Source organism: Streptomyces sp. NA02950 (assembly GCF_013364155.1).
GTDB lineage: Bacteria > Actinomycetota > Actinomycetes > Streptomycetales > Streptomycetaceae > Streptomyces.
In genome coordinates this window covers 8,812,508-8,833,632 of record NZ_CP054916.1, presented here as the reverse complement: position 1 = coordinate 8,833,632, position 21,125 = coordinate 8,812,508, and the positions used below count along the sequence as shown (strand labels likewise).

17 protein-coding genes are annotated in these 21,125 nt (G+C 71.3%); 9 read left to right on the top strand and 8 right to left on the bottom strand.

Features of this window, described 5'->3' with window-relative positions; translation table 11 throughout:
* Nucleotides 1-16 precede the first annotated feature (16 nt).
* A complete protein-coding gene (locus HUT19_RS38000; RefSeq protein WP_176185372.1) occupies nt 17-871 on the bottom strand; it encodes an ABC transporter permease in 855 nt (284 codons plus the stop codon).
* On the bottom strand, nt 868-3,663 hold the full coding sequence (locus HUT19_RS37995; RefSeq protein WP_176185370.1) for an alpha/beta fold hydrolase: 2,796 nt from the start codon (nt 3,661-3,663) through the stop codon (nt 868-870). Before HUT19_RS37995 ends, HUT19_RS38000 begins: the two co-directional genes overlap by 4 nt.
* A gap of 174 nt (nt 3,664-3,837) precedes the next feature.
* Between HUT19_RS37995 and HUT19_RS37990 the strand changes: the two genes are divergently transcribed.
* The 3 genes from HUT19_RS37990 (at nt 3,838) to HUT19_RS37980 (ending at nt 9,250) form a co-directional block, all read left to right on the top strand.
* Nucleotides 3,838-5,109, top strand: coding sequence for a VWA domain-containing protein (locus HUT19_RS37990; RefSeq protein WP_176185368.1), 1,272 nt, complete (start codon nt 3,838-3,840; stop codon nt 5,107-5,109).
* Nucleotides 5,109-6,002 (top strand): hypothetical protein, encoded by an 894-nt coding sequence (locus HUT19_RS37985; protein ID WP_176185366.1) that lies wholly within the window; start codon nt 5,109-5,111, stop codon nt 6,000-6,002. Before HUT19_RS37990 ends, HUT19_RS37985 begins: the two co-directional genes overlap by 1 nt.
* Nucleotides 6,003-6,139: 137 nt before the next feature.
* Nucleotides 6,140-9,250, top strand: coding sequence for a CHAT domain-containing protein (locus HUT19_RS37980; RefSeq protein WP_176185364.1), 3,111 nt, complete (start codon nt 6,140-6,142; stop codon nt 9,248-9,250).
* 22 nt (nt 9,251-9,272) lie between these two features.
* Here HUT19_RS37980 and HUT19_RS37975 read toward each other — a convergent pair whose 3' ends face one another.
* Nucleotides 9,273-9,803, bottom strand: a complete 531-nt coding sequence (locus HUT19_RS37975; protein WP_176185362.1) for a TerD family protein — start codon at nt 9,801-9,803, stop codon at nt 9,273-9,275.
* Nucleotides 9,804-9,961: 158 nt separating this feature from the next.
* Here HUT19_RS37975 and HUT19_RS37970 point away from each other — a divergent pair, with 158 nt between their 5' ends.
* The gene (locus HUT19_RS37970) at nt 9,962-10,330 is read left to right on the top strand and encodes a BlaI/MecI/CopY family transcriptional regulator (protein WP_176185360.1); all 369 of its coding nucleotides are present in this window, start codon (nt 9,962-9,964) and stop codon (nt 10,328-10,330) included.
* Complete coding sequence (locus HUT19_RS37965) at nt 10,327-11,232, top strand: M56 family metallopeptidase (RefSeq protein WP_176185358.1); 906 nt, start codon at nt 10,327-10,329, stop codon at nt 11,230-11,232. The genes HUT19_RS37970 and HUT19_RS37965 overlap by 4 nt, the downstream gene beginning before the upstream one ends.
* Nucleotides 11,233-11,304: 72 nt before the next feature.
* Here HUT19_RS37965 and HUT19_RS37960 read toward each other — a convergent pair whose 3' ends face one another.
* The 3 genes from HUT19_RS37960 to HUT19_RS37950 form a co-directional block, all read right to left on the bottom strand.
* Entirely contained in the window at nt 11,305-12,000 is a 696-nt protein-coding gene (locus HUT19_RS37960) for a DUF305 domain-containing protein (protein WP_176185356.1), read from the bottom strand.
* Nucleotides 12,001-12,068: 68 nt separating this feature from the next.
* Nucleotides 12,069-12,590 carry a hypothetical protein gene (locus HUT19_RS37955; RefSeq protein WP_176185354.1) on the bottom strand — a complete coding sequence of 174 codons (522 nt, stop codon included), beginning with the start codon at nt 12,588-12,590 and terminating at the stop codon, nt 12,069-12,071.
* 103 nt (nt 12,591-12,693) lie between these two features.
* Nucleotides 12,694-13,173, bottom strand: coding sequence for a general stress protein (locus tag HUT19_RS37950; RefSeq protein WP_176185352.1), 480 nt, complete (start codon nt 13,171-13,173; stop codon nt 12,694-12,696).
* Nucleotides 13,174-13,492: 319 nt separating this feature from the next.
* Between HUT19_RS37950 and murJ the strand changes: the two genes are divergently transcribed.
* On the top strand, nt 13,493-15,079 hold the full coding sequence (murJ, locus tag HUT19_RS37945; RefSeq protein WP_254886009.1) for a murein biosynthesis integral membrane protein MurJ: 1,587 nt from the start codon (nt 13,493-13,495) through the stop codon (nt 15,077-15,079).
* Between the two features lie 62 nt (nt 15,080-15,141).
* Here murJ and HUT19_RS37940 read toward each other — a convergent pair whose 3' ends face one another.
* Nucleotides 15,142-15,420 (bottom strand): hypothetical protein, encoded by a 279-nt coding sequence (locus HUT19_RS37940; RefSeq protein ID WP_176185348.1) that lies wholly within the window; start codon nt 15,418-15,420, stop codon nt 15,142-15,144.
* A 121-nt stretch (nt 15,421-15,541) separates the two neighbouring features.
* On the opposite strand from HUT19_RS37940, the gene HUT19_RS37935 reads away from it, so the two are divergent.
* The gene (locus tag HUT19_RS37935; RefSeq protein WP_176185346.1) at nt 15,542-15,910 is read left to right on the top strand and encodes an arsenate reductase family protein; all 369 of its coding nucleotides are present in this window, start codon (nt 15,542-15,544) and stop codon (nt 15,908-15,910) included.
* A 105-nt stretch (nt 15,911-16,015) separates the two neighbouring features.
* Here HUT19_RS37935 and HUT19_RS37930 read toward each other — a convergent pair whose 3' ends face one another.
* Nucleotides 16,016-17,650, bottom strand: a complete 1,635-nt coding sequence (locus HUT19_RS37930; protein WP_217712328.1) for an AMP-binding protein — start codon at nt 17,648-17,650, stop codon at nt 16,016-16,018.
* Nucleotides 17,651-17,997: 347 nt separating this feature from the next.
* On the opposite strand from HUT19_RS37930, the gene HUT19_RS37925 reads away from it, so the two are divergent.
* Both HUT19_RS37925 and HUT19_RS37920 read left to right on the top strand, forming a co-directional pair.
* Nucleotides 17,998-18,819, top strand: a complete 822-nt coding sequence (locus HUT19_RS37925) for a hypothetical protein (RefSeq protein ID WP_176185344.1) — start codon at nt 17,998-18,000, stop codon at nt 18,817-18,819.
* 153 nt (nt 18,820-18,972) lie between these two features.
* Nucleotides 18,973-21,021, top strand: coding sequence for a M6 family metalloprotease domain-containing protein (locus HUT19_RS37920; protein ID WP_176185342.1), 2,049 nt, complete (start codon nt 18,973-18,975; stop codon nt 21,019-21,021).
* Nucleotides 21,022-21,125 lie beyond the last annotated feature (104 nt).

The following is a 21,125-nucleotide window of genomic DNA, read 5'->3' as shown; positions in this document are numbered from 1 at the left end:
CACCGCACCGGGTGTCTCACGACACCACGTCCTTGCGGCCGAAGCCACGGAAGGCAAGGGCGAGGAGCACCAGTGCGTAGGCGACGGACACCGCGGTCCCCTTCACCATGCCACCCCACTCCAGATGCGGCTGGAGGGCATCCACCCAGGCGAACTGCCAGTGCGCCGGGAGGAATTCGCGCCAGGACCCGAGGGCGGTGACGGCGTCCAGCACACTGCCCACGATGGTCAGCCCGACCGCCCCGCCCACGGCGCCCAACGGTGCGTCGGTGACCGTGGAGAGCCAGAACGCGAGGGCGGCGGTGACGAGTTGGGACAGGAAGAGGTACGCCACCACCAGCCCCAGCCGGGCCAGGGTGACCCCCGTGGCCAGTTCGCCACCGGTGGGGATCCGCAGCGGCCCCCATCCGTACGCCACCGTGCCGACCACCAGCGCGACCAGCGGGAGCAGCACCATGGCGGCCGCGCTGAACAGGAGTCCCACGGTCAGCTTGCTCGCCAGCAGCCTCGCCCGGGGCACCGGTGCCGCCAGCAGATAGCGCAGGGACGACCATCCGGCCTCGGAGGCGACCGTGTCTCCGCAGAACAGCGCCACCGGGAGCACCAGCAGAAAGGCGGCGGAGACGAACAGCGCGGTGGCGGCGAGATTGGCGCCGGAGGCGGTCGCGGTGGTCATCAGGTTGATCCGGTCGTCCCGCCCCTCGGGCGCGCCACCGACGGCGAACGCGGCCACGAGGACGAACGGCAGCGCGGCCAGCACCACGGCCATCACCAGGGTCCGGCGCCGCCGCAGCTGCCGCACCGCCTCGACCCGCAGGGGCAGGGTGTGGCGGGCCCGGTAGCCGGGAGCCGCATCCGTCACGGAACTCATGCGGATCCTCCTTCGATCAGCGTCAGGAACGCGTCCTCCAGGCGCCGGTGGGGCCCGAAGCCGGACACCGGGATCTCCAGCCGCACCAGTTCGGCCAGCAGCCGTGCCGGGGCGGCCCCGTCGAGCAGCACCAGCAGTCCTCCGTCGGTCCGGCTGGCGGACGCGACGCCCGGCAACGCGGCCACCTTGTCCACGAGGGCATCGCTCAGCTCCCCCTCGTGGCCCACCAGCACACCGCCACCAGTGCCGGTGATCTCGCCAACGGGCCCGGCCTGTACCAATCGCCCGCGGTCCATGACCACCAGATGGGTGCAGGACTGCTCGACCTCCGCCAGGAGATGGCTGGAGACGATCACCGTACGGCCGGCGGCCGCGTAGCGGATCATCACCTCGCGCATCTCCCGGATCTGCGGCGGGTCCAGGCCGTTGGTGGGCTCGTCGAGGATCAGCAGATCCGGCAGGCCGAGCATGGCCTGCGCGATGGCGAGCCGCTGGCGCATGCCCTGGGAGTAGGTCCGTACGGCACGTTCCAGGGCGCTGCCGAGGCCCGCGATCTCCAGCGCCTCCTCGAGGTGTGCGTCGTCCGCCGGGCGTCCGGTGGCCCGCCAGTACAGCTCGAGATTGGCCCTGCCGGTCAGATGGGGCAGGAAGCCCGCTCCCTCGACGAACGCGCCGACGCGGGAGAGGACGGGGGCGCCGGGCCGGACGGCCTGGCCGAAGACCCGGATCTCACCATCGTCGGGGGTGATCAGCCCCATCAGCATGCGCAGGGTGGTCGTCTTGCCCGCGCCGTTCGGCCCGAGCAGTCCGAGCACCTGTCCCTTCTCGACCCGGAAGGACAGGTCCCGCACCGCGTACCGGTCGGCGGACCCGGCGTAGCGCTTGCTCAGACCGGTGATCTCCAGGGGCACATCGGCCCGCTCGGGATCGGGGGCGGGCGCGGTCGTCCGGCGCCTGCCGGTGAGCAGCAGGACCAGTGCCACCACGGCTCCGCCGAGCGGCAGCCCCCACGCCCACCAGGGCAGCGGTGCGGGCTGGGTGTGCACACCGGGCGCGGTGGGGACCGTGAGCCCGCGGTCGGCGAGCGCCACGGTGTACGTGGCGGGCTCGGCCGGGGAGGCGTAGCCGAGGTCGGTGGAGGAGAGCACCAGCCGCAGCCGGTGGCCCGCGATGACCTCGTGGTCGATCGCGGGCAACCGGAGGGTGACGGTACGGCCGTCCGTGGCATGGGACACCCGGACCGGGGTCACGAGCTGCGCGGGCAGCACCTGCTTTCCGTCCGGACCGACGTCGTACACCTTGGCGAACAGCACCGCGTCGGCCGCGTCCGCCCTCACCCGCACGGTGGCCTCCGGCGATCCGGTGATCCGCAGGGGCCGGTCCAGCGGTGCGGAGTCGAAGCGGGCGAACTGGCCGGGGACATCGCTGGAGAGGCCGACACCGAGCGAGGCCGCCTGCGACAGCCCGGCGACACCGGGCACCGTGGACACCGACGGCGGTCCCGCTCCGGGCGGGTTGGCGAACGACTGCTCACGTCCGCGCAGCCGTACGGTCCGTGGGCCGTCCGCCAGGCCCGGATAGCGGTCGCCGGTGGCGCCGCGCAGCTGGACGGCGCCGTTGGTGGAGTCCACGCCGCCGGTCCGGGTCACCCGGAAGGCGGGCCCGGTGTCCACGCTCCGGTCGTTCTTGAGGTGGCGGTCGAACCAGGAGCGAACCCTCCCCTGGATGCGCGCGGTCTCGGTGTCACCGCCGTCGTGTCCCCCGGCGATCCAGTCGACCGCGACCGGTGTGCCATGGGACGTGATGGCCTTCGCCATGGAGTCCGCCTGACCGAGGGGGAAGAGCGAGTCGGACTGCCCCTGGAGGATCAGCGTCGGGACCTTGATCCGGTCGGCCACGGCGGACGGGCTGCGCTCCTCGAGCAGCCGCCGGGCCGCGGCGTCCGGCTTTCCGGCGACCGCGACCCGCTCGTACATGGCACACAGCCGCTTCTCGAACCGTCCGCAGCCTCCTTCCCCGCCGCGCGCCGGGCCCGGTGTGCCCTGGCCGCCGGGTTGCGCCGCGCCGTCCCCGGGCTCCTGTCCGCCCCGCTCCTGCTGCTCTCCGTCCCGCTCCTCCCCGTCCCGCTCCTCCTGGAGCCGGGAGGGGTCGGCGGAACCGGTGGTGAAGAAGAGCCCGGCCCACAGCTTCTTCAACACCCCGTTGGGGAAGAGCGCGTCGGCCAGGTTCCAGTAGGTGATGGCGGGCGCGATGGCGTCGATCCTGGGGTCGTGCCCGGCGGCGAGCAGCGAGATCGCCCCGCCGTAGGAGGCACCGGCGACACCCACCCGGGGATCACCCCGCCGGTCGAGCCGCACCTCCGGCCGCCCGGCGAGCCAGTCGACCAGCCGCCGGACATCGGCCACTTCACCGTCCGGGTCATTGAGCCCGATCCGTCCCGTGGAGCGGCCGAAGCCACGTGCCGACCAGGTGAGTACGGCATAGCCGTCGCGGGCCAGCTGCTCGGCCTGGCCACGGACATCGTCCTTGGACCCGCCGAAGCCGTGGGCGAGCAGCACCGCGGGTCTGCGGCCGCCCCCCGCGGTGAAGTACGAGGTGTCCAGGCGTGTGCCCGGCATGTCCAGCACACGGTCCGCGCGGTGCACGGACGGCTGGGTGCCGGAGGCGGCGACCGCGAAGGTGCCCGCGCCCGCGAGGACGACGACGGCCGCCACCGAGGCGAGCAGCCGTCGGCCCTGTGGCCGGGTCGGCCGACTCCACAGTCGCCGCAGCCGGCTCTTTCGGAGATCCATGTCTGCAGCCTAGGCATGCGAGACGGCGGCGGAGCTGTCGGCAGGCGGATTCTCCTCCCCTCCCGGAGGAGTATCCGGACACGCTCCGTACACCGCACGTGGTACGGGCAGCGGCCCCGCCGCGGTGCACCACAGCTTTTGGAGCAGTCATATGATGCTCCATAGGATGCCGCGGTGATCATAAAGAAACGTCTGGTGACAGGCGCTGCCGGGCTGCTCGCGGCCCTCGCCTGCGGCCTGATACTCCCACCCACCGCCACCGCCGACGAACCGTCGCGCCCCTCCCCCAAGGTCGAACTGGTCCTGGACGTCAGCGGCTCGATGCGCGCCCGCGACGTCGACGGCGCCTCCCGCATGGCGGCGGCGAAGCAGGCGTTCAACGAGGTGCTGGACGCCACGCCAGACGAGGTCCGGCTCGGGATCCGCACCCTCGGCGCCACCTACGCCGGCAAGGACCGCGAGGTCGGCTGCCGGGACAGCAAGCAGCTGTATCCGGTGGGCCAGGTGGACCGCACCGAGGCCAAGGCCGCCGTGGCCACCCTGCGCCCCACCGGCTGGACCCCGATCGGCCTTGCGCTGCGCGGGGCGTCCAAGGACCTCGCGGGCGACGACGCCACCCGCCGGATCGTGCTGATCACCGATGGCGAGGACTCCTGCGGCCGGCCCGACCCGTGTGACGTGGCACGTGAACTGGCCGCCGACGGCACCCATCTGGTCGTGGACACCCTCGGGCTCACCCTGGACCGCAAGGTCCGTGAGCAGCTGAGCTGTATCGCCGAGGCCACCGGTGGCACTTACACGGCGATCCAGCACACCGACCAGCTCTCGTCGCGGATCAAGCAGCTGGTGCGGCGCTCCGCGCAGACCCCCGCGCAGACACCCACGGGCGTCGAGGGCGCGGCACAGTGCGCCAACGCCCCTGAGCTGCGGTCCGGTCTGTACAACGATCGCGAGCGCTTCGGTGAACACCGCTGGTACCGGATGAAGGTGGCGCCCGGCAAGGAGCTGCGGGCCTCGGTGAGCGTGGCCGCGGACCGTGCCGTCGACCCCGACTACGGCATCCTGCTGCGCGCGGTGACACCGGGCGGCCAGGAGCTGGTGCGCGGCCGCGAGGCGGGCAGCGGCCGTACGGACGTCATCTCCACCGGGCTGCGTTTTCCGGTGCCCGACGTGGACGACGACGAGGCGGACACCACGGCACGGACGGTGTGTCTGGAGCTGAGCCAGTCGTTCTCGGCCCCCGCGAACGTCAAGCGCGCCCCCGGTCTGCCGGTCGAACTGGCCGTCGACGTGGTCGACAACGGCGAGACCCCGGCGGACGCGGCCGCCTTCGGTCTGGGACGCGGCTGGGTGCTGCTGGGTGCGCTCGCCCTGACCGGCCTGGTCGTGGGATTGGTGTGGGGCTGGCTGGCCCGCTGGCGTATCACCGTCTGGAGGTCCAACTGATGCGAGCCCTTCGTAGGACGGGTGCCGTGCTCGCCCTGTGCGCCGCGGCGCTCTTCACCGCCGTCGCCCCGGCCGTCGCGGACGGCAACGACGGCAACGGCGGCAAGGACGCCCGGAACGGGAAGGACGGCCTGACCGAGGCGGGCACGAACTTCCGTACCGCCACCGCGCTCGAGCAGGGCGAGAAGGCCACGGCCACGGCGTCCACCGGCGACTATCTGTACTGGGTCGTCCCGGTGTCCGCCGGACAGATCCCCACGGTCGAGGCGGACGTCGAACTGCCCGACGCCTCCGCCCGCCACGGCGGTGCCACGTGGCAGCTCGATGTGTACGACGGGCTGCGCCGCCACCAGCCGTGCGCGTCGGGCAGCCCGAAGCGCCACGCGGACCAGCAGGACACCTCCGTCAGCCTGAGCTGCACGGTGCGTCAGGTGCGGTCGTGGTCCGAGCGCTGGGCCGACGATCCGCTGCCGGGCGCCTATTACCTGCGGCTGACGGTGGTGGATCTGCCCGAGCAGGACCTCGGTCTGCCGATCGACGCCGAGGTCACGGCGACCGCGCGGGACGCGGGCGGAAAGCACGCGGACGGCGGGGAGCTGGCCGCGCTCAACCCGTCCTTGCGGTCGGGGACGCTCGCCGAACCGGATTCCGGTGCCGCTGACGACTCCGCCGATTCCGGGGATTCCGGGGATTCCGGCGATTCCGGCGAGGACTCGCCGCGGGCGGTCGCCGAGCCGGAGGACGGCTGGGGCTCCGGCTGGTGGTCGGACCGCTGGGTGTGGACCGCGGGTGGCGGGGCCCTGGGGGCGCTCGCCGCGGTGGGCGGATACACCCTGACCCGGGGGCCGCGCTCGTCGGGCACGGGCTCGGCCCGCCCGCCTGCCGATGGCTGACGGCTGACTCGTAGGCGCCGCTGTTCGGCCCCCGGCGGGCGGAACAGCGGCGCCGTCCCGTTTTTCCGGACCGGCGTTCTCACTTTTCCCTCGCGGCGATGGACACTTCGGGCAGAATCGCCCCCCGGGGGGACGAGATGAACGAACAGACGCGTCAGCTGATCCGCACGGCCATGGCCGCACCCGACCGGAACATCCTGTTCCTGGGCGATGGTCCGGAGTCGGTGCTGTCCCTGGAGACACTGGGCCATATGGCGGCCATCGTGGAAGGGGCGCGTGACCGCCTCACCCTCGCACAGGTCGGCGCGGCCGAGGTGGATCTCGAGGCGCTCTATCTGGCGGCCTGCTATCACGCGGTGCGGGTGAGCCATCTGCCCGGGAACGGGGGCCACTGGGACCACCGCGCCTCGGTGCTCCTCTTCTCGGCGCTCCACGCGGTACGTCCCGAGGCGGTACCCGAGCCGATGCGCGGCGCCTTCGCGGCCCGTCCACCCACACCGGCCACGCCGGGGGAGATTCTGCACTCGGTCGCGCTCGTCCTGGTCGGCGCGTGCGCACCCGCCCGCCATCAGGACGGGTTGTGGCAGGCCGCGGCCATGATCGAGCATGCGCGGAAGACCACACCTCCCGAGGAGCTCGACCCCGTCATGACCTTCAACCTCGGCTCGGTGCTGGCCACGTTGTCCGATCTCACCGGGACGGAGCGGCTCATCGTCGCGGCCAGCGGTCTGATGCGCGAGGCGGTGGCCGCCATGCCCGACCACCGGCCACCTCCGGCCGCGATGCTGACGGCGCTCGCCTCGGCTCAGGCCAAGGCGGCGGCGCCCGGCCCTTCGGACCGCGCCGAGACCCTCGACGCACGTCTGGGGCGGTACACCCGTACGGGAGGCCAGGAGCAGCTGGACACGATCGTCGCCGAGGTGCGCGGGGCGCTGGCGGCCACCGCCGACGACGATCCGGAGCGCCATGCCCATCGGACCAGCCTGGGCAATCTGCTGCGGATGCGCTTCGAGAACACCGGCGACCTCAGCGATCTGGAGGAGTCGGTCCAGCTGCTGCGCGATGTCGTGGAGACGGCGGACGACGCCACGATGCGACATCTGGCCGGCTCCTGGCTGGGGTTGTCCTTTCTGGATCGGTTCATCACCCTGAAGGACCGTGTTGATCTGGAGCGGGCCACCGCCGCCGTCCGCCAGTCGATGGCGGGCAGCGCTCCCCTGTCACCGCACCACAGTCGGCTCCTCACCAATCTGGCCGCCGTACTGATCCATCGCTTCACCGCCTACGGTGAGCTGTCCGAGATCACCGAGGCGATCCGGCATCTGGAACACGCCGTCGCCGCCACCCCACCGGATCAGCACGACCGTCCCGTCATGCGGATCAAGCTGGCCGTGGCCCGGGGCGCCCGCGCACGCGAGAGCGGCTGGATGGCGGAACTCGACCGCGCTGTGGCCGAGTTGCGAGCGGTGGCCGAGGAGACGGAGGGCACCGGGCCGCATCCCCAGCTGGCCCGCCTTGAGCTGGGACGCCTGCTGACCGAGCGTTCCGCCATGAGCGGTGCCCCGAGTGATCTGGAATCCGCGGTGGCCGCGTTCCGCACCACCGCGATGGCGCCGACCGAGGACATACGGACCCGGCTGGCCGCGGCCTTCCACTGGGCCGTGCGCAGCGCCGCGTCCGGCGATCCGCAGCAGGCTCGCACGGCCTTCACCGTCGCGCTGGACGATCTGCTGCCCAAGCTGACCGGCCGCACACTGCCCCGGCGCTCACGGGAGATGCGGCTGCGTGAGCTGCCGTCGCTGGCGTGCAACGCGGCCGCCGTCGAGATCGAGGACAGCGAAGGCCTCAGCGACGAGCGCCTCGAGGTCCAGCGGCTCGAGGACGCGCTGCTCCGGCTCGAACAGGGCCGTGGTGTTCTGATGGCGCAGGCGCTGCGGCTGCGCGAACGGCACACGGAGCTCACCGAGGCGGCTCCGGAGCTGGCCGCCCGGTTCGACCGGGTCTGCGCCGAGGTGGCCGAGGAGCGCGGTAGCCGGGAGCGACGCGGGGCGCTGACGGTGGAGTTCGACCGGATCGTGGCCGAGATCCGAGGGATCGACGGCTTCGAGCGCTTCCAGATGCCGCCGGACCGGGCACGGTTGCGCACGACGGCGGCTCACGGGCCGGTGGTGGTGCTCAACGTCGCCGAATTGCGGTGCGACGCCCTGCTTCTGCGTCCCGACACGGGCGGCGTCGAGCTGGTGGCGCTGAAGGGGCTCACCCGGAAGGAGATCGCCGAACGGGCCGATGACTTCCTGGCCGCGGTCCGGGCGCTCTCCTCCCCCAGTTCCGAGCCGGCCGGCCGGGGAGGTCACAGGCTGATGGTCGAGACCACCCTGACCTGGCTGTGGGAGCACATCGCCGGGCCGGTGCTCACCGCGCTCGGCATCTACGACGAGAAGGGGTCACCGAAGGAAGTGACCCCGGAGGAGATGCCGCGGCTGTGGTGGTGTCCCACCGGACCGCTCTCACTGCTGCCGCTGCATGCCGCGCTGTGCCCCGCGGACGGCCTCCGCGTACACGACCACGTGGTGTCGTCCTACACCCCGACCCTGATGGCCTTGCTGCACGCCCGGGAGCGTACCGAGCCGCCCCTGGCGGACACCCGGCTGATCGGGGTGGGTGTCGGCGAGCCGCCGTCGCCCACTCGCGACGGCCGGACCTATCCGCGGCTGCCCGCGGTGGAAGCCGAGTTGGCCGCGGTGTCCGCGCTCCCCGTTCCCCAGTCGCGACTGCTGGACGCGGAGGCCACCCCCGAGGACGTACTCGCCGCGCTGCGTGGACACCATCACGCCCATCTGGCCTGCCACGGCGAGTACGACCCCGACGATCCGTCGAACAGCAGACTGCTGCTCCACGGCGGGGAGCTCACGGTGCGCGAGCTGGCAACCCGACGGCTGCCGGACGCCGAGTTCGCCTGTCTGTCCGCCTGCCACACCGCCGCCCCCGGCACCGCGCTGGTCGACGAGGTGATCACCGTGGCCTCCGCGTTCCAGCTGTGCGGCTACCGGCATGTGCTGGGCAGCCTGTGGACCGTGGCGGACGCGATGATGCCCCGGCTGGCCGAGCAGGTGTACCGGGAGTTGGGCGCGGCGGGATCGACGGCACGGTCCGCGTACGCCCTGCACCGGGCCACCCACTCGCTGCGCGCCCAACCGGAATACGCCGCACCGTGGTTCTGGGCATCAATGATTCATATCGGACCGTGAGAGCGGCCGGGCGACCACTCGCTCAGGAATAATCCTTGCCCATCAGTCGCGTGAATTCCGCCGGATCGACATCGAAACCGCGAATGGCGCTCTGAATTCCCCATTCCCCCGAGTCATCACGGATGAATACGGCAACAGTGGCGGCGGTGGCCCCTGAGACACCGGAGAGGTCGCTCTTTATCAGCTCGGTGTACCCCTCGGCAATACGGACGCCGGTGTTCGCGACGTCACCGAAGGTCTTCCGCCCGGAGACCTGCTGGATGGCCACGCCGACGACGACCCGGGAGTACTCGGCCGACAGCCGGTCGAGCTCCAGGGTCATGGCCTCGTCGACACCGAAGCCCTGACCGGTACGGCTGTCCCTGTTGAGGGTGATGGTGCCATCGGGAGAGCGGCTGTCGAAGTGCACAAGATACGCGGGCTCGCCGAACGGATCGGCGGCGGGGTAGGTCGCGGCGACGATGTCGAGATCATGGGGTGGCTCACCGGTGGGGCTCGGATCCCACTTGAGTGACACCTCAATTTTCCGGAGACCCTTGTTGAAACCAGTCACCCAGACTTCCCTCCTCGGTTCGTTCTCCGATGTCGCGTACGGATGCGGTCAATCCTATCGCGCGACAAGGGAGTTGAGAATTTCCGGGAGGCGCCCGCGAGGCCCGGATGAGAGGTCTCTACTATGGAGCTGCGTACAAACGGAGGAAGGAAGCGGCCATGCGACGGTTGGGGGAGCTCGAGGCGGAGATCATGGACCGCCTCTGGGCATGGCGGCGCCCCACGACGGTGCGGGAGATCGTGGACGACATCAATGAGCACCGTCCCGTCGCCTATACCACAGTGATGACGGTGGCCGGCATCCTCTACAACAAGGGCTGGCTGCTGCGCGCCAAGGAGGGCCGGGCCTGGGTGTACTCGCCGGTGCGCAGCCGCGAGGAGTACACCGCCGCGCTGATGGAGGACGCGCTCGGTACCAGCGAGGACCGGACGGCCGCCCTCGCCCACTTCGTGCGGCAGATGGGCCCGGAGGAGGTCAACGCCCTGCGCAAGGCGCTGCGGGTGGCCGGACGGCGGCCCCAGGCGTGACCGACGCGCTCGCCCTGCTCTGCTACGCGGCCGCGGTCGGCGTCCTGGCTCCGAAGGCGCTGACCCGCGGCACCTGGTCGTATCGCTCTCCTGCCCTGGCTGTTGTTTTGTGGCAGGGTCTGGCCGTCTCCTTCACACTCGCGGCGGCATTGGCCAGTTACCACCTCATCACCCCAACCAGGCATCTTCATAATGGAATGTCCGGCTTGCTCCACTTCTGTGGACTGGCTCTCGACACATATGTCCCCGGTCTCACGGGTGTTCCGGCCTTCGCCGTACCGGTCGGCGTGATACTTCTCCCACTGATGTGCTTCGGTCATCACCTCATCAGGGCCCGGCGGGCCCGTGCCCGCCACCGGAGCGTGCTGGACCTGGTGGGCCGGCGCTCGGCGCGGCTGCGCGCCACGGTGCTCGACCACGAGACACCGGTGGCGTACGCGCTGCCGGGGCGCCGCCCGCGGATCGTCGTGAGCTCCGGCGCACTGCGGGTGCTGTCGCCCGCCGAGCTCGACACCGTGCTGGAGCACGAGCGTGCGCATGTCGCGGGCCGCCACCATCTGGCGCTGGCCGCGGCCGAGGCGTTCGCCACGGCGTTCCGGTGGCTGCCGTTGGCGCGGGCCGCCAGGGAGCAGACGGCACTGCTGCTGGAGATGGCCGCGGACGACCGGGCGCTGCGCCGCCATCCGCGCGAGGTGCTCGCCTCGGCCCTGTACGCCATGGCGGGGGGCCGGACGCCGCAGGGCGCGTTCCCGGCGGGCGGGCCGGACGCCGCGGTCCGGCTGCGGCGGATGCTCGCGCCGCGCGGGCCGGTGCATCCGGTGCCGCGCGGTGTGGTGGCGGCCGGGGCCGCGGCCGTACCGCTGCTTCCGCTCGTGGTCGGCTGTATGCCATGCCTCGTCTAGCGGGCGCGGTTCCCGCCGCCACCCCGGTCGCTCCGGACCCGGCAGGGCCCGGAGCGACCGGGGTGGCACGGTTCAGAGCCGGTCGAGGAGGGTGCGCAGGGTGGTCACCTCGGCGGACTGGCCGGTGACGATGTCACCGGCGAGCTTCTTGGCCGCGGCGTTCCGCCCGTTCTTCCGCTCGTCCTTCGCCATCGCGATCGCACCCTTGTGGTGCGCCACCATCAGACGGGCGAAGGCGCGGTCGAAGGCGACACCCTTGGCCGCCTTGAGACGGTCCATCTCCTTCCGCGACATCATGCCGTCCATGCCGTCCATGCCGTCCATGCCGTCCTTGCCGTGGGCGGCGTCCGAGCCGTGGTCCATGCCCGGCATACCGTGCGAAGGGGTCGCCTCCGGCTTGCCCCAGGACTTCAGCCAGGACCGCATGGTCCTGATCTCCGGGTCCTGGGCCTTCTCGATCCGCCCGGCCAGACGCTCGATCCGCGCGTCCGACGCCCGGCCGTCCGCCAGCCGGGCCATCTCCAGCGCCTGCTGATGATGCGGAATCATCCTCCGCGCGAAGCGGACATCCGCGTCATTGAAGGCGCCCTTCGCGGAGCGCGCGGCCTCCGGCGAGGACGCCGTGGCGTGTGCGCCCCCGCGCTCCGCGTCCTCCTTGCCGCTCTGGCCGCCGCAGGCGGCGAGCAGCAGCCCCACCGTCGCGGCGGCGCCCGCCACTGCGAGACGGCGGCGGAGCGGCCGCCGCGGGACATGGGTGATTGCGGTCATGTCGATGTACCTCGTTTGCCTGTGATGTCGGTTCTGTAGTCGTTCCAGCGCAGTGACGCGGGTTCGGTCTATATCCGCAGAACTGACAGGGCGACGAGATCGGGCCCGGGCGAGGGCGGGCAGGGGCGCACGGTGGCGGAGCGCGGGGCGGAAGCATCCGGGGGCGGTCCTCGCCGGCGGGTGAGGGCCGCGTACAGCAGACCGGCGAGCACCCAGACACCGAGGACGGCCACACACAGCGAGGCCATGTCCATCGCGGCCATGGGCTCGCGCGGCTCGGCCATGGGTGCGGAAGCCTGCTCTCCGGCTAGCGGCCCCGCCTGGTGGCTTCCGTCCTCAATGGACGCGGAGCGGGCATGACCGCCGTGGTCGCCGTGGTCGCCGTGGTCGCCGTGATGAGGCCCATGGCCGCCGTGGTGGGGCGCGGAGTGCGGGGCAACGGCGGCATGGTGCGCCGAGCCGCCCGTACCCGAGCCGGAGTCGCCATCGGGATGACCCACGGTGTGCATCACCACCACACCCATGGCCAGCACGACCATCAGCAGAAGCCGGGGGACCACGCCCCCGCGCGCCCTTCCACTGATGTTCACCACTGCCCCTCCGGCGTCGGCACGAGCCGCCTCGGAGCCACACCTTACTCCTAAGATGGCTAGTACGCGCGAGCGGGTGGCGCACGCAGGAAGGCCGGGCCGGTCAGTCCTCCCGCCAGCCGAGTTTGATCAGCATGTTCTTCGCCTCTTCGGCGACCTCGGCATCCGCGACCACGTCGTACCGGGCCGCCACGATCTGGCTGCGCGAGGCGAAATCGCGGTGTCCCCCGCTCAGGGCGTGACCCACGAAGCCGAAGATCGCTCCGAACACCGCGCCGTAGACGATACCGCTGATGATCAGCACGATCACGTTGTGACCACCGGCCGCGAACACCGACAGAAGCAGCCCGATCAGCAGACCGAACCAGGCACCGGCACCGACACCTGCCAGTGCCGCACGGCCACGGGTGAGCCGCCCGAGCACCGTTTCGACCATGCGCAGATCCGAGCCGATGATCGCCGTGCGCTCCACCGGGAATTTGCTGTCCGCCAGGAAGTCGACCGCACGCTGGGCTCCGGCGTAGGTCGCGTACGAGCCGACGACCGGACGGTCGACCACCGCCGACGGTGGTTGCTGGGTCATCGCAGGACTCCCTCCGTCAAGGAGAGCGTGCGTCCGCACCGCTTCCCTCGCAACGGGAAGCGACATATAGGTACATAGCGGTTAAAATGCGCACCTTCTGGTGTCAGTGGAATTCCAAGGGCATGCGCCGAGCCACCGTCCCTCCCTTTCCCGCCGAGCGGAAAAGGGAGAGAGGGACCGGTCCATCGACGGACACGCACCCCGGTAGATTGCTCTCATGATCGAGAAGACAGGGGCTGGGACGGATTCACGGTCACGGGGGAAACGGAAACGCGGACGGCACGCCTCCGGGGCGCGGAGCGATACCCAGGGCGGGCTCATGCGGTCGTCCCTGCTGATGGCACTCGGCACGATGGTGTCCCGGGCCACGGGGCTGATCCGGCAGGTGCTCCAGGCCGCCGCGCTCGGCACCGGCCTGCTGGCCAGTACGTACAACACCGCCAACACCGTGCCGATGAGCCTGTACACCCTGCTGATCGGCGGCGCCCTCAACTCCGTACTGGTGCCCCAGCTGGTGCGTGCCCGCGCCGAACAGCCCGACGGCGGCCGGGCGTATGAGCAGCGCCTGGTCACGCTGGTGCTCTGTGTGCTCGGTGCCGGCACCCTGCTCTCCGTATGGGCCGCCCCGGAGATCGTCAGCCTCTACCGGGACGACTCACCGCACACCCATGCCGCCTTCGAGCTGACCGTGGTCTTCGCCCGCTTCCTGCTGCCCCAGATCTTCTTCTACGGCGTGTACTTCATGATGGGCCAAATCCTCAACGCCCGGGGCAAGTTCGGGGCGATGATGTGGACCCCGGTGCTCAACAACGTCATTCTGATCGCCATGTTCGGGTGGTACGTCGGACTGCTGACCGTGCCCGGGCGGGTGGAGGACATCACCGGGGCACAGGTGCGGCTGCTGGGGATCGGCACCACCATCGGCATCGCGCTCCAGGCCCTCGCGCTCGTGCCGTACGTCCGTGCCGCGGGCTTCCGCTTCCGGCCGCGCTTCGACTGGCGCGGCACGGGGCTGCGCAAGAGCCTCGTGGCGGCCCGCTGGACCCTGATGCTCGTGGTGGCCAACCTGGTGGCGCTGACGGTGGTGACCAACTTCGCCAACGCGGCCGACCAGCGGCTGCCCACCTCCGGGGTGGGCTACTCCGCGTACTCCTACGCCCAGACCATATGGCTGCTGCCGCAGTCGATCGTCACGGTCTCGCTGGTCACGGCACTGCTGCCACGGATGAGCCTGGCGGTGGCCGAACACCGGCTGGACGATGTGCGCCACGACCTCTCCCGTGCGCTGCGGACCAGTGGTGTGGTGATCGTGCCCGCCGCGTTCTTCTTCCTGGCCTTCGGTCCGCAGATCGCCCAACTGCTGTTCGCGCAGGGGTCCGCGGACGCCGCCACCGCCCTGCCGCTGGGCCAGATGCTCCAGGCGTTCGGCCTCGGTCTGATTCCGTATTCCGCCCAGTATCTGCTGCTCCGCGGCTTCTACGCCTTCGAGGACACCCGCACTCCGTTCTGGATGGCGGTGTGGATCAGCGGGGTGAACATCGCCCTGGCCGTCGCATGCCATCTGCTGCTCCCGGCGCGCTGGTCGGTCACCGGTATGGCCGCGGGCTACGCCGTGTCGTACGCGGTGGGGCTGCTGTTCACCGCGCTGCGGCTGCGGCGCCGGCTGGAAGGGCGGCTGGACGGCAAACGGCTGTGCCGCACTTACGGCAAGCTGACCGCCGCCGCGGTGGCGGCCGCCGGGCTCGGCTGGCTGGTGGCCCGCGGCTGCTCCACCGCCGTGGGTTCCCCGGCCTGGGCTCCGGTACTGGGTCTGGCCGGAGGGTGCGTCACCATGGCGCTGCTCTTCGTCGTGCTCGCCCGGGTGCTGCGGATCGGCGAACTGCGGAGCCTGCCGGGGCTCGGCTGATCCGGCGCGCTGCTGGGCCGACCCGCCGCGCCCGGGAGGGGCACGGCGGGCAGCCGGGGCGGTCAGCGGCTGTCGTGGCGGATGAGGGAGCGCACCATACGGCAGGTGGTGTCGGAGGGCGGATGCACTCCGATCCGGGTCGCGGTGGTGCGTATCCTGCGGTTGGGTGCCTGCTCGGCGCGGTACACACCGGAGTTGAGCAGGGCGATGGCCAGGCGCATCGCCTTCAGCCGGCGGTTGTGGCACTCGTACCACTCACGCGGACGGCCCGCGGGCATCCGCTTCTTCGGCAGGGTCGGAAAGCTCGGCAGGTCCGGAAGAGGTGGTGCGGCAGTGGCCATCGGCATCCTCCTGAGACGGTCGGGAACCTTCCCTTTCAACTGCCCCCATTCTACTGCCGGGCACTGACAAAGCCCCCTGGTCAGAACCGGTCTGAACCGCTCTCGGGGTACGGTGTGCGGCATGGAGATCTGGATCAATCCGGCGTGCTCGAAGTGCCGCAGCGCGCTCACTCTGCTCGACGCGGAGGGGGCGGGGTACACCGTCCGCCGCTATCTCGACGATGTACCGAGCCAGGACGAGATCCGGGCGGTGCTCGAACGGCTCGGGCTCGAGCCGTGGGACATCACCCGGACCCAGGAGGCGGCCGCGAAGCAGCTGGGGCTGAAGGACTGGCCGCGGGAGGAGAGCGCGCGGGACCGTTGGATCGCGGCGCTCGCGGAGCACCCCAAGCTGATCCAGCGGCCGATCATCACGGCGGACGACGGCTCGGCGGTGGTGGGGCGTACGGAGGAGGCGGTGCGGGAGGCGCTCTCGCGCTCCCAGAACTGACCACCCCGTTGGACCCGGCCACCGGACCCGACCGGGTTGACCGGCCCCGGCTCGCGTGCGGTGCACGTCAGCCGGGGCTGCGGTCCCGGCGGGGGGAGCGGTGGCTCAGCGGCCCCGGCCGGAGCTCTGCTGCGGACGCAGCAGGAAGCGCTGGGTCTTGCCGCTGGAGGTCTTGGGGAGTTCCGTCACGAAGTGGATGCTCCGCGGGTACGCGTGCTTGGCGAACCGGTCCCTGACCAGCTGCTGGAGGTCGGCGGCGAGCGCGTCGCCGGGCTCCGCGCCGGGGCGCAGCACCACGAACGCCTCCACGATCTCGCCGTACTCCTCGTGCGGCACGCCCACCGCGGCCGCCTCCGCCACGGCCGGGTGCTCCAGCAGCACACTCTCCACCTCGAACGGACCGATGCGGTAGCCCGCCATGAGGATGACGTCGTCGCCGCGTCCGGAGAAGAACAGATCGCCGTCCTCGTCGCACGCGGCGGTGTCACCGGAGTAGAACCAGCGTCCGTCGGGGCTGAACTTCTCGGCGGTCTGCTCGGGGGCCTCCCGGTAGCCCTGGAACCACATCAGCGGGCTGGCGGGGATGTCGATCACGACACGGCCGGGGACGTCCGTCTTGGCCAGGGCGGAGTTGGTGTCCTCGCGAAGCACCTTGACCTCCCAGCCGGGCATCGGACGCCCCATGGAGCCGGGCTTGATGTCGGTGCGCAGGGCCGGATGCCAGGAGTTGCAGACGGCCATGCCCAGTTCGGTGGAGCCGTAGTGGTCGCGCACCGGGACACCGAGGGTCTCTCGCGCCCACTCGATCACATCCGGGGGCAGCGGCTCACCTGCCGCGGAGCAGCAGCGCAGCCGCAGGTCGTCGGGGGCGGGCAGCTCCGAGCCGCGCAGCTTCCGGTAGACGGTGGGCCCGGCGGCGAAGTTGGTGACGCCGTAGCGGGAGAGTACCGCCCAGGTGGACTCGGCCGAGAACAGGCTGTTGAACAGCAGGCTGCGCTGCCCGATGCCGAGGGGCCCGATGATGGCGTAGTAGAGGCCGTAGGCCCAACCCGGGTCGGCGGCGTTCCAGAACACGTCATCGGGCCGCTGGTCCAGGCCGAATTCCTGGTACATGGCGAAGCCCGCGACGGCCCGCAGCGGAATCGTGACGGCCTTCGGGTTGCCCGCGGTGCCGGAGGTGAACAGCTCCACGATGGTCGCGTCGCCGCCCATGGCCACCGGCTCGGCCTGCGGGGTGTGTCCCGCCTCCATCTCGGCGAAGGCCAGGTCGCCCGCCTCGACCGGACCGGTGGTGACGATCCGCCAGGGTCGCTCGGCGGGGAAGCCGGACTCCGGGTTCAGTTTCGGGCGCTGATCGGCGTCGGTGATCACGACCTTGGTGCCGTTGCCCGTGATCCGCAGCGCGATGGCGGGCGGTGCGAACGCGGTGAACAGCGGCACCTGGACGGCTCCGAGGCGCCAGATCGCGAGGGTCGCGACCAGCAGCTCGCCGGACTTGCCCATCAAGGTGGCGACGCGGTCACCGGCTCCGACCCCCAGGTCGGCCAGCGCGCCGGCCATGCGCGCCGAGCGGTCGCGCAACTCACCGAACGTCATGTCATGGCCGGTCAGGTCCCCGCCCACCAACGTGAACGCCACGGCGTCGGCCGGGTGCCTGTCGCACAGCAGGTGCGCGGTGCTCGCCGCCGGCTCACCGAAGGTCTTGAGCAGGTCAGCCATGCGCTGTTCCGGGCTGGTCAAGAGGGCTCCTAGTGCTGGTATCCACGAATCGCGCCAGACGGGAAGCCGGTCGGTGAAGCCGCCCGGCCCGGAGGAGCGCGGGTGCTCCTCGCCTTCCGGATGGGCCTCGCCGTCCCGGTGTGCTGATCCCGGGTGCGCTGAGCCGCGTTCCCGGGCCGTTCGGCAGCCTCCCGTTGGCCTGTACACGCTATCGCGCTTTGTCACCTGCTCGGCAGCCGTCTACGGGTACTGAACACCACAGGATGCCGATCCGCGTCCGCTTCGCCCCCAACGCCCGCCTGGCCCGCCCCCCACGACCCCGCATCCCGGTGCATCGCGTTCACCGCCGTCTGGGTAGCGTGGCCCCCATGTGCATCTCGATGGCCCCGGCCACGTTCTCCGGCACCACGGTGTACGCGGGGCGCCGCCACCACCCGGAGCACGGTGTGATCCATGTGCTGGGCTACCAGAACACTCCGGTCAATCTGGCCACCGGACCCAACGCGATGCTGCTGCATCTGCCCGCGCTTCCCATGACCCGGAAGAACTTCCTCTCGGCGGGGCGCGCCGACGACATTCTGAAGCGCATGGTGGACGCGGTACGTCCGATCCCGGTGTCCGCGCCCCCGACGATGGAGTGGATGGGCGCGAGCCGGTCGCCCCGGGTGGAGGTGTTCGACCACGACGTCTTCACGGTGCTGCTCGCCCGCGACGCCACCGCCATCCCCGACGCGCTGCAACAGGTTGCGCCCCACAAGCGGCCCCGGCTCGATCCGCGGCTGCTGGAGTTCTACGCGGACCGGTACCCGTGCCACACCATCGCGGTGTGCTGCTTCGACAACGCCGACGCACAGCGCGCCAAGCCCCTGCTGATGTGGTACGAGCCGCTGGAGCCGGACCAGTTGACACTGCCCGCGCTGGACTGTCACACCGGCGGGCCGCCCGACCTGGACGCCGAGGTGCCGGTGGATCACTGGGTGCTGTTCAGCAGCGACGAGGCTCCGGAGGGCTGGGGCGAGCCCGTCGACTATCCCGCGGATGTACGCCATGAGCTGCGCGAGTTCCTTCCCGACACGGTGATGGGCGCCTACTACGGGCAGGACGCGCTGCCCAACGGGGACTTCACCCTGGCGCACGACGATCTGCTCGCGGCGGACCTGGACCGGATCCGGCGGCTGCGGCCGGAGTGATCCCCGGGGCGGGCTCCCGCGGTTCACCCCGCACAGTCGTCACAGCGGCACTCTGGCGCCTCCCCCTCCCCCGGCTTACCTTGGCAGCGGTAGGCATACCGTTCGCACGGCTTGTCATGTCTGAGCCCCAAGACGCCCGACAAGAGGTGAGCCTTGTTCCTCCGCCGAAGACGAGTCCGCCGCTTAACGCTCGTCGCCACCGTCCTCGCCACCCTGGCGGCCGTCGCCGCCGGACCCGCCCGCGCCACCGCCGACGGCACACCGTCGGCCCGGCCCACCGGGCCACCGCTCGTCCAGCCGATCGACCCCCAGCACTGGCGCAACCCGGACGACATGACCTGGGCCGACTACCGAGCCGTCCCGGGCACCGACTGGGCCGATCCGTCGGTCGAACCCACCCAGCGCACCTTCAAGGGCGCCCTCGTGCTCCTGGACTACCCGGACGAGGAGTTCACGGTCAGCCGACCGGCCGGGTCGAACCGGTTCGGCAATCCGCAGCCCACGGCCGCCGGTATCCCCCGCGGCCGCCTTCCCCGCTTCTACCGGGACTTCCTCAACACACCGGGTCCGCTGAACCACGGTCACACCATCAACGAGTACTGGATGGAGGACTCCGGCGGCCGCATCGGTGTCGATCTGACCGCCTTCGGTGTGTACCGGATGCCGTGGAAGTCGTACCAGTACGGCGTCGAGGACTCGATGAACCGGGGTGCCTGCCGGGCCGGGGACACCTGTGGCAAGGACATCCGCGCCGACGCCAAGGCGGCGTGGACCGGCGACATCGGCTCCGGCGAGGCGGCGAAGTTCGACTTCGTCTTCTATCTGACCGCCGGGGAGGACGAGTCCGCCACCTGGCAGGAGTTCGGCCAGATGAAGTTCGCGAGCGCGGGCGACGTCCCCGCGGTGTGGGGCCCGCCGATCCCCACGGGGAACAACGCGGCCCGGACCCGCTACGTCCCGTGGACGTCCTGGCAGGCCGCCGCCCGTATCTGGCCGAACGCCGCGGACGGCTCGTCCCTTCAGGCCGAGAGCTCCGGCATGGCCGTGTACGCCCATGAGTTGAGCCATATCCTGGGCATCGGGGACAACTACAACAACCCGTACGGCACCCCGCTCAGCCGCTCCTACACCGGTATCTGGGGCATGCTCTCCCGGGGCTCGTTCAATGGTCCCGAAGGTCCGCACACCCGCTGGCGGATCCCCGCCACCGCGGGCGGTTCGATGGGCGCCCAGCATGTGCTGCGCGACAAGCTGAAGCTGGGCATCGTGGGCGAGCGCAACGTCCTGCGCCTTGACCGCGCCGCCCTGAAGGACTCCGGGCTCGTCACCGCCCGGGTCACCGCGCGTTCGGCGCCACCGGGGAGGAAGGGGCTGTCCGGTGTCACCATCGCCCTGGACAAGGACCTCTCCCCGCCCTGCGACCGCGGCACCGATCCGCTGTGCGACGGCGGCGGCTACGACCACTACACGCTCGAGGTCGTGGACCGGATGGGCATGGACTCGTTCACCCCGGACAGCGGAGTGCTGCTCAGCAAGACCAAGCAACAGGACCGGGCACCGTTCGCCTGGGTCGTCGACGCCCACCCCGAGGACATCGACCTGGTGGACTTCGAACGCCCGGACGGCACCCCGCAGAAGATCACCATGGGGGACTACCGTCAGCTCAGCGACGCGCTCTTCCACGCCGGTGCCGACTCCGGCAGCCAGTACGAGTACATCGACAAGGCCAATCGGCTGCACTTCTACGTCCTCGATGTGCGCCGCAACCGGTCCGGAGTGCTCTCGTACACCGTGGCTGTCCGCTCCCTCGACGGCGACGGGGCACAGCGGCGCGGGGTGGCCGTCGGCCGTGGCCAGGCAGCGGGTGAGCCGTCCGGCGGCCGGGCCCGGTGCACCTTCGCCCTCGCCAACACCGGTGAGGCCGGCTCCCGGCAGGGCGACCCGCCCGGGAAGGGCGGCGCCTCCGTCACCTCCGATGTGTACCGGCTGTCGGCCACGGCCATCGGCCGGGGCTGGTCCGCCTGGCTGCCCAACCGGCTCGCCACCACCGAGGCCGGGGCCTCGGTGGACGTGAAGGTGGCCGTGACCGCGAAGACGCGCGCCGACCGGCACGGCACCGTGCTCCTCACCGCCCGTTCCGAGAGCGACCCCCGCCGGACCGCCACGGCCCGCTGCGCACTGACGGCGTCGGGCGGACACTAGATGGACCAGGTGAAACGCGATGACGGCCCGCGGGATCCCGGCGGGCCGTCGTCACGCGCACCCGGCGCTAAGGGCTGTCCCGTCATCCCCAGTGGATCAGCGAG

Bases quoted from the DNA above. Each gene is read 5' to 3' on its own strand.
- HUT19_RS37940 (WP_176185348.1), bottom strand. From the start codon at position 15,420: ATGGCCACTGCCGCACCACCTCTTCCGGACCTGCCGAGCTTTCCGACC.
- HUT19_RS38000 (WP_176185372.1), bottom strand. From the start codon at position 871: ATGAGTTCCGTGACGGATGCGGCTCCCGGCTACCGGGCCCGCCACACC.
- HUT19_RS37950 (WP_176185352.1), bottom strand. From the start codon at position 13,173: ATGACCCAGCAACCACCGTCGGCGGTGGTCGACCGTCCGGTCGTCGGC.
- HUT19_RS37970 (WP_176185360.1), top strand. From the start codon at position 9,962: ATGCGACGGTTGGGGGAGCTCGAGGCGGAGATCATGGACCGCCTCTGG.
- HUT19_RS37985 (WP_176185366.1), top strand. From the start codon at position 5,109: ATGCGAGCCCTTCGTAGGACGGGTGCCGTGCTCGCCCTGTGCGCCGCG.
- HUT19_RS37980 (WP_176185364.1), top strand. From the start codon at position 6,140: ATGAACGAACAGACGCGTCAGCTGATCCGCACGGCCATGGCCGCACCC.
- HUT19_RS37935 (WP_176185346.1), top strand. From the start codon at position 15,542: ATGGAGATCTGGATCAATCCGGCGTGCTCGAAGTGCCGCAGCGCGCTC.
- HUT19_RS37925 (WP_176185344.1), top strand. From the start codon at position 17,998: ATGTGCATCTCGATGGCCCCGGCCACGTTCTCCGGCACCACGGTGTAC.
- murJ (WP_254886009.1), top strand. From the start codon at position 13,493: ATGCGGTCGTCCCTGCTGATGGCACTCGGCACGATGGTGTCCCGGGCC.
- HUT19_RS37995 (WP_176185370.1), bottom strand. From the start codon at position 3,663: ATGGATCTCCGAAAGAGCCGGCTGCGGCGACTGTGGAGTCGGCCGACC.
- HUT19_RS37960 (WP_176185356.1), bottom strand. From the start codon at position 12,000: ATGACCGCAATCACCCATGTCCCGCGGCGGCCGCTCCGCCGCCGTCTC.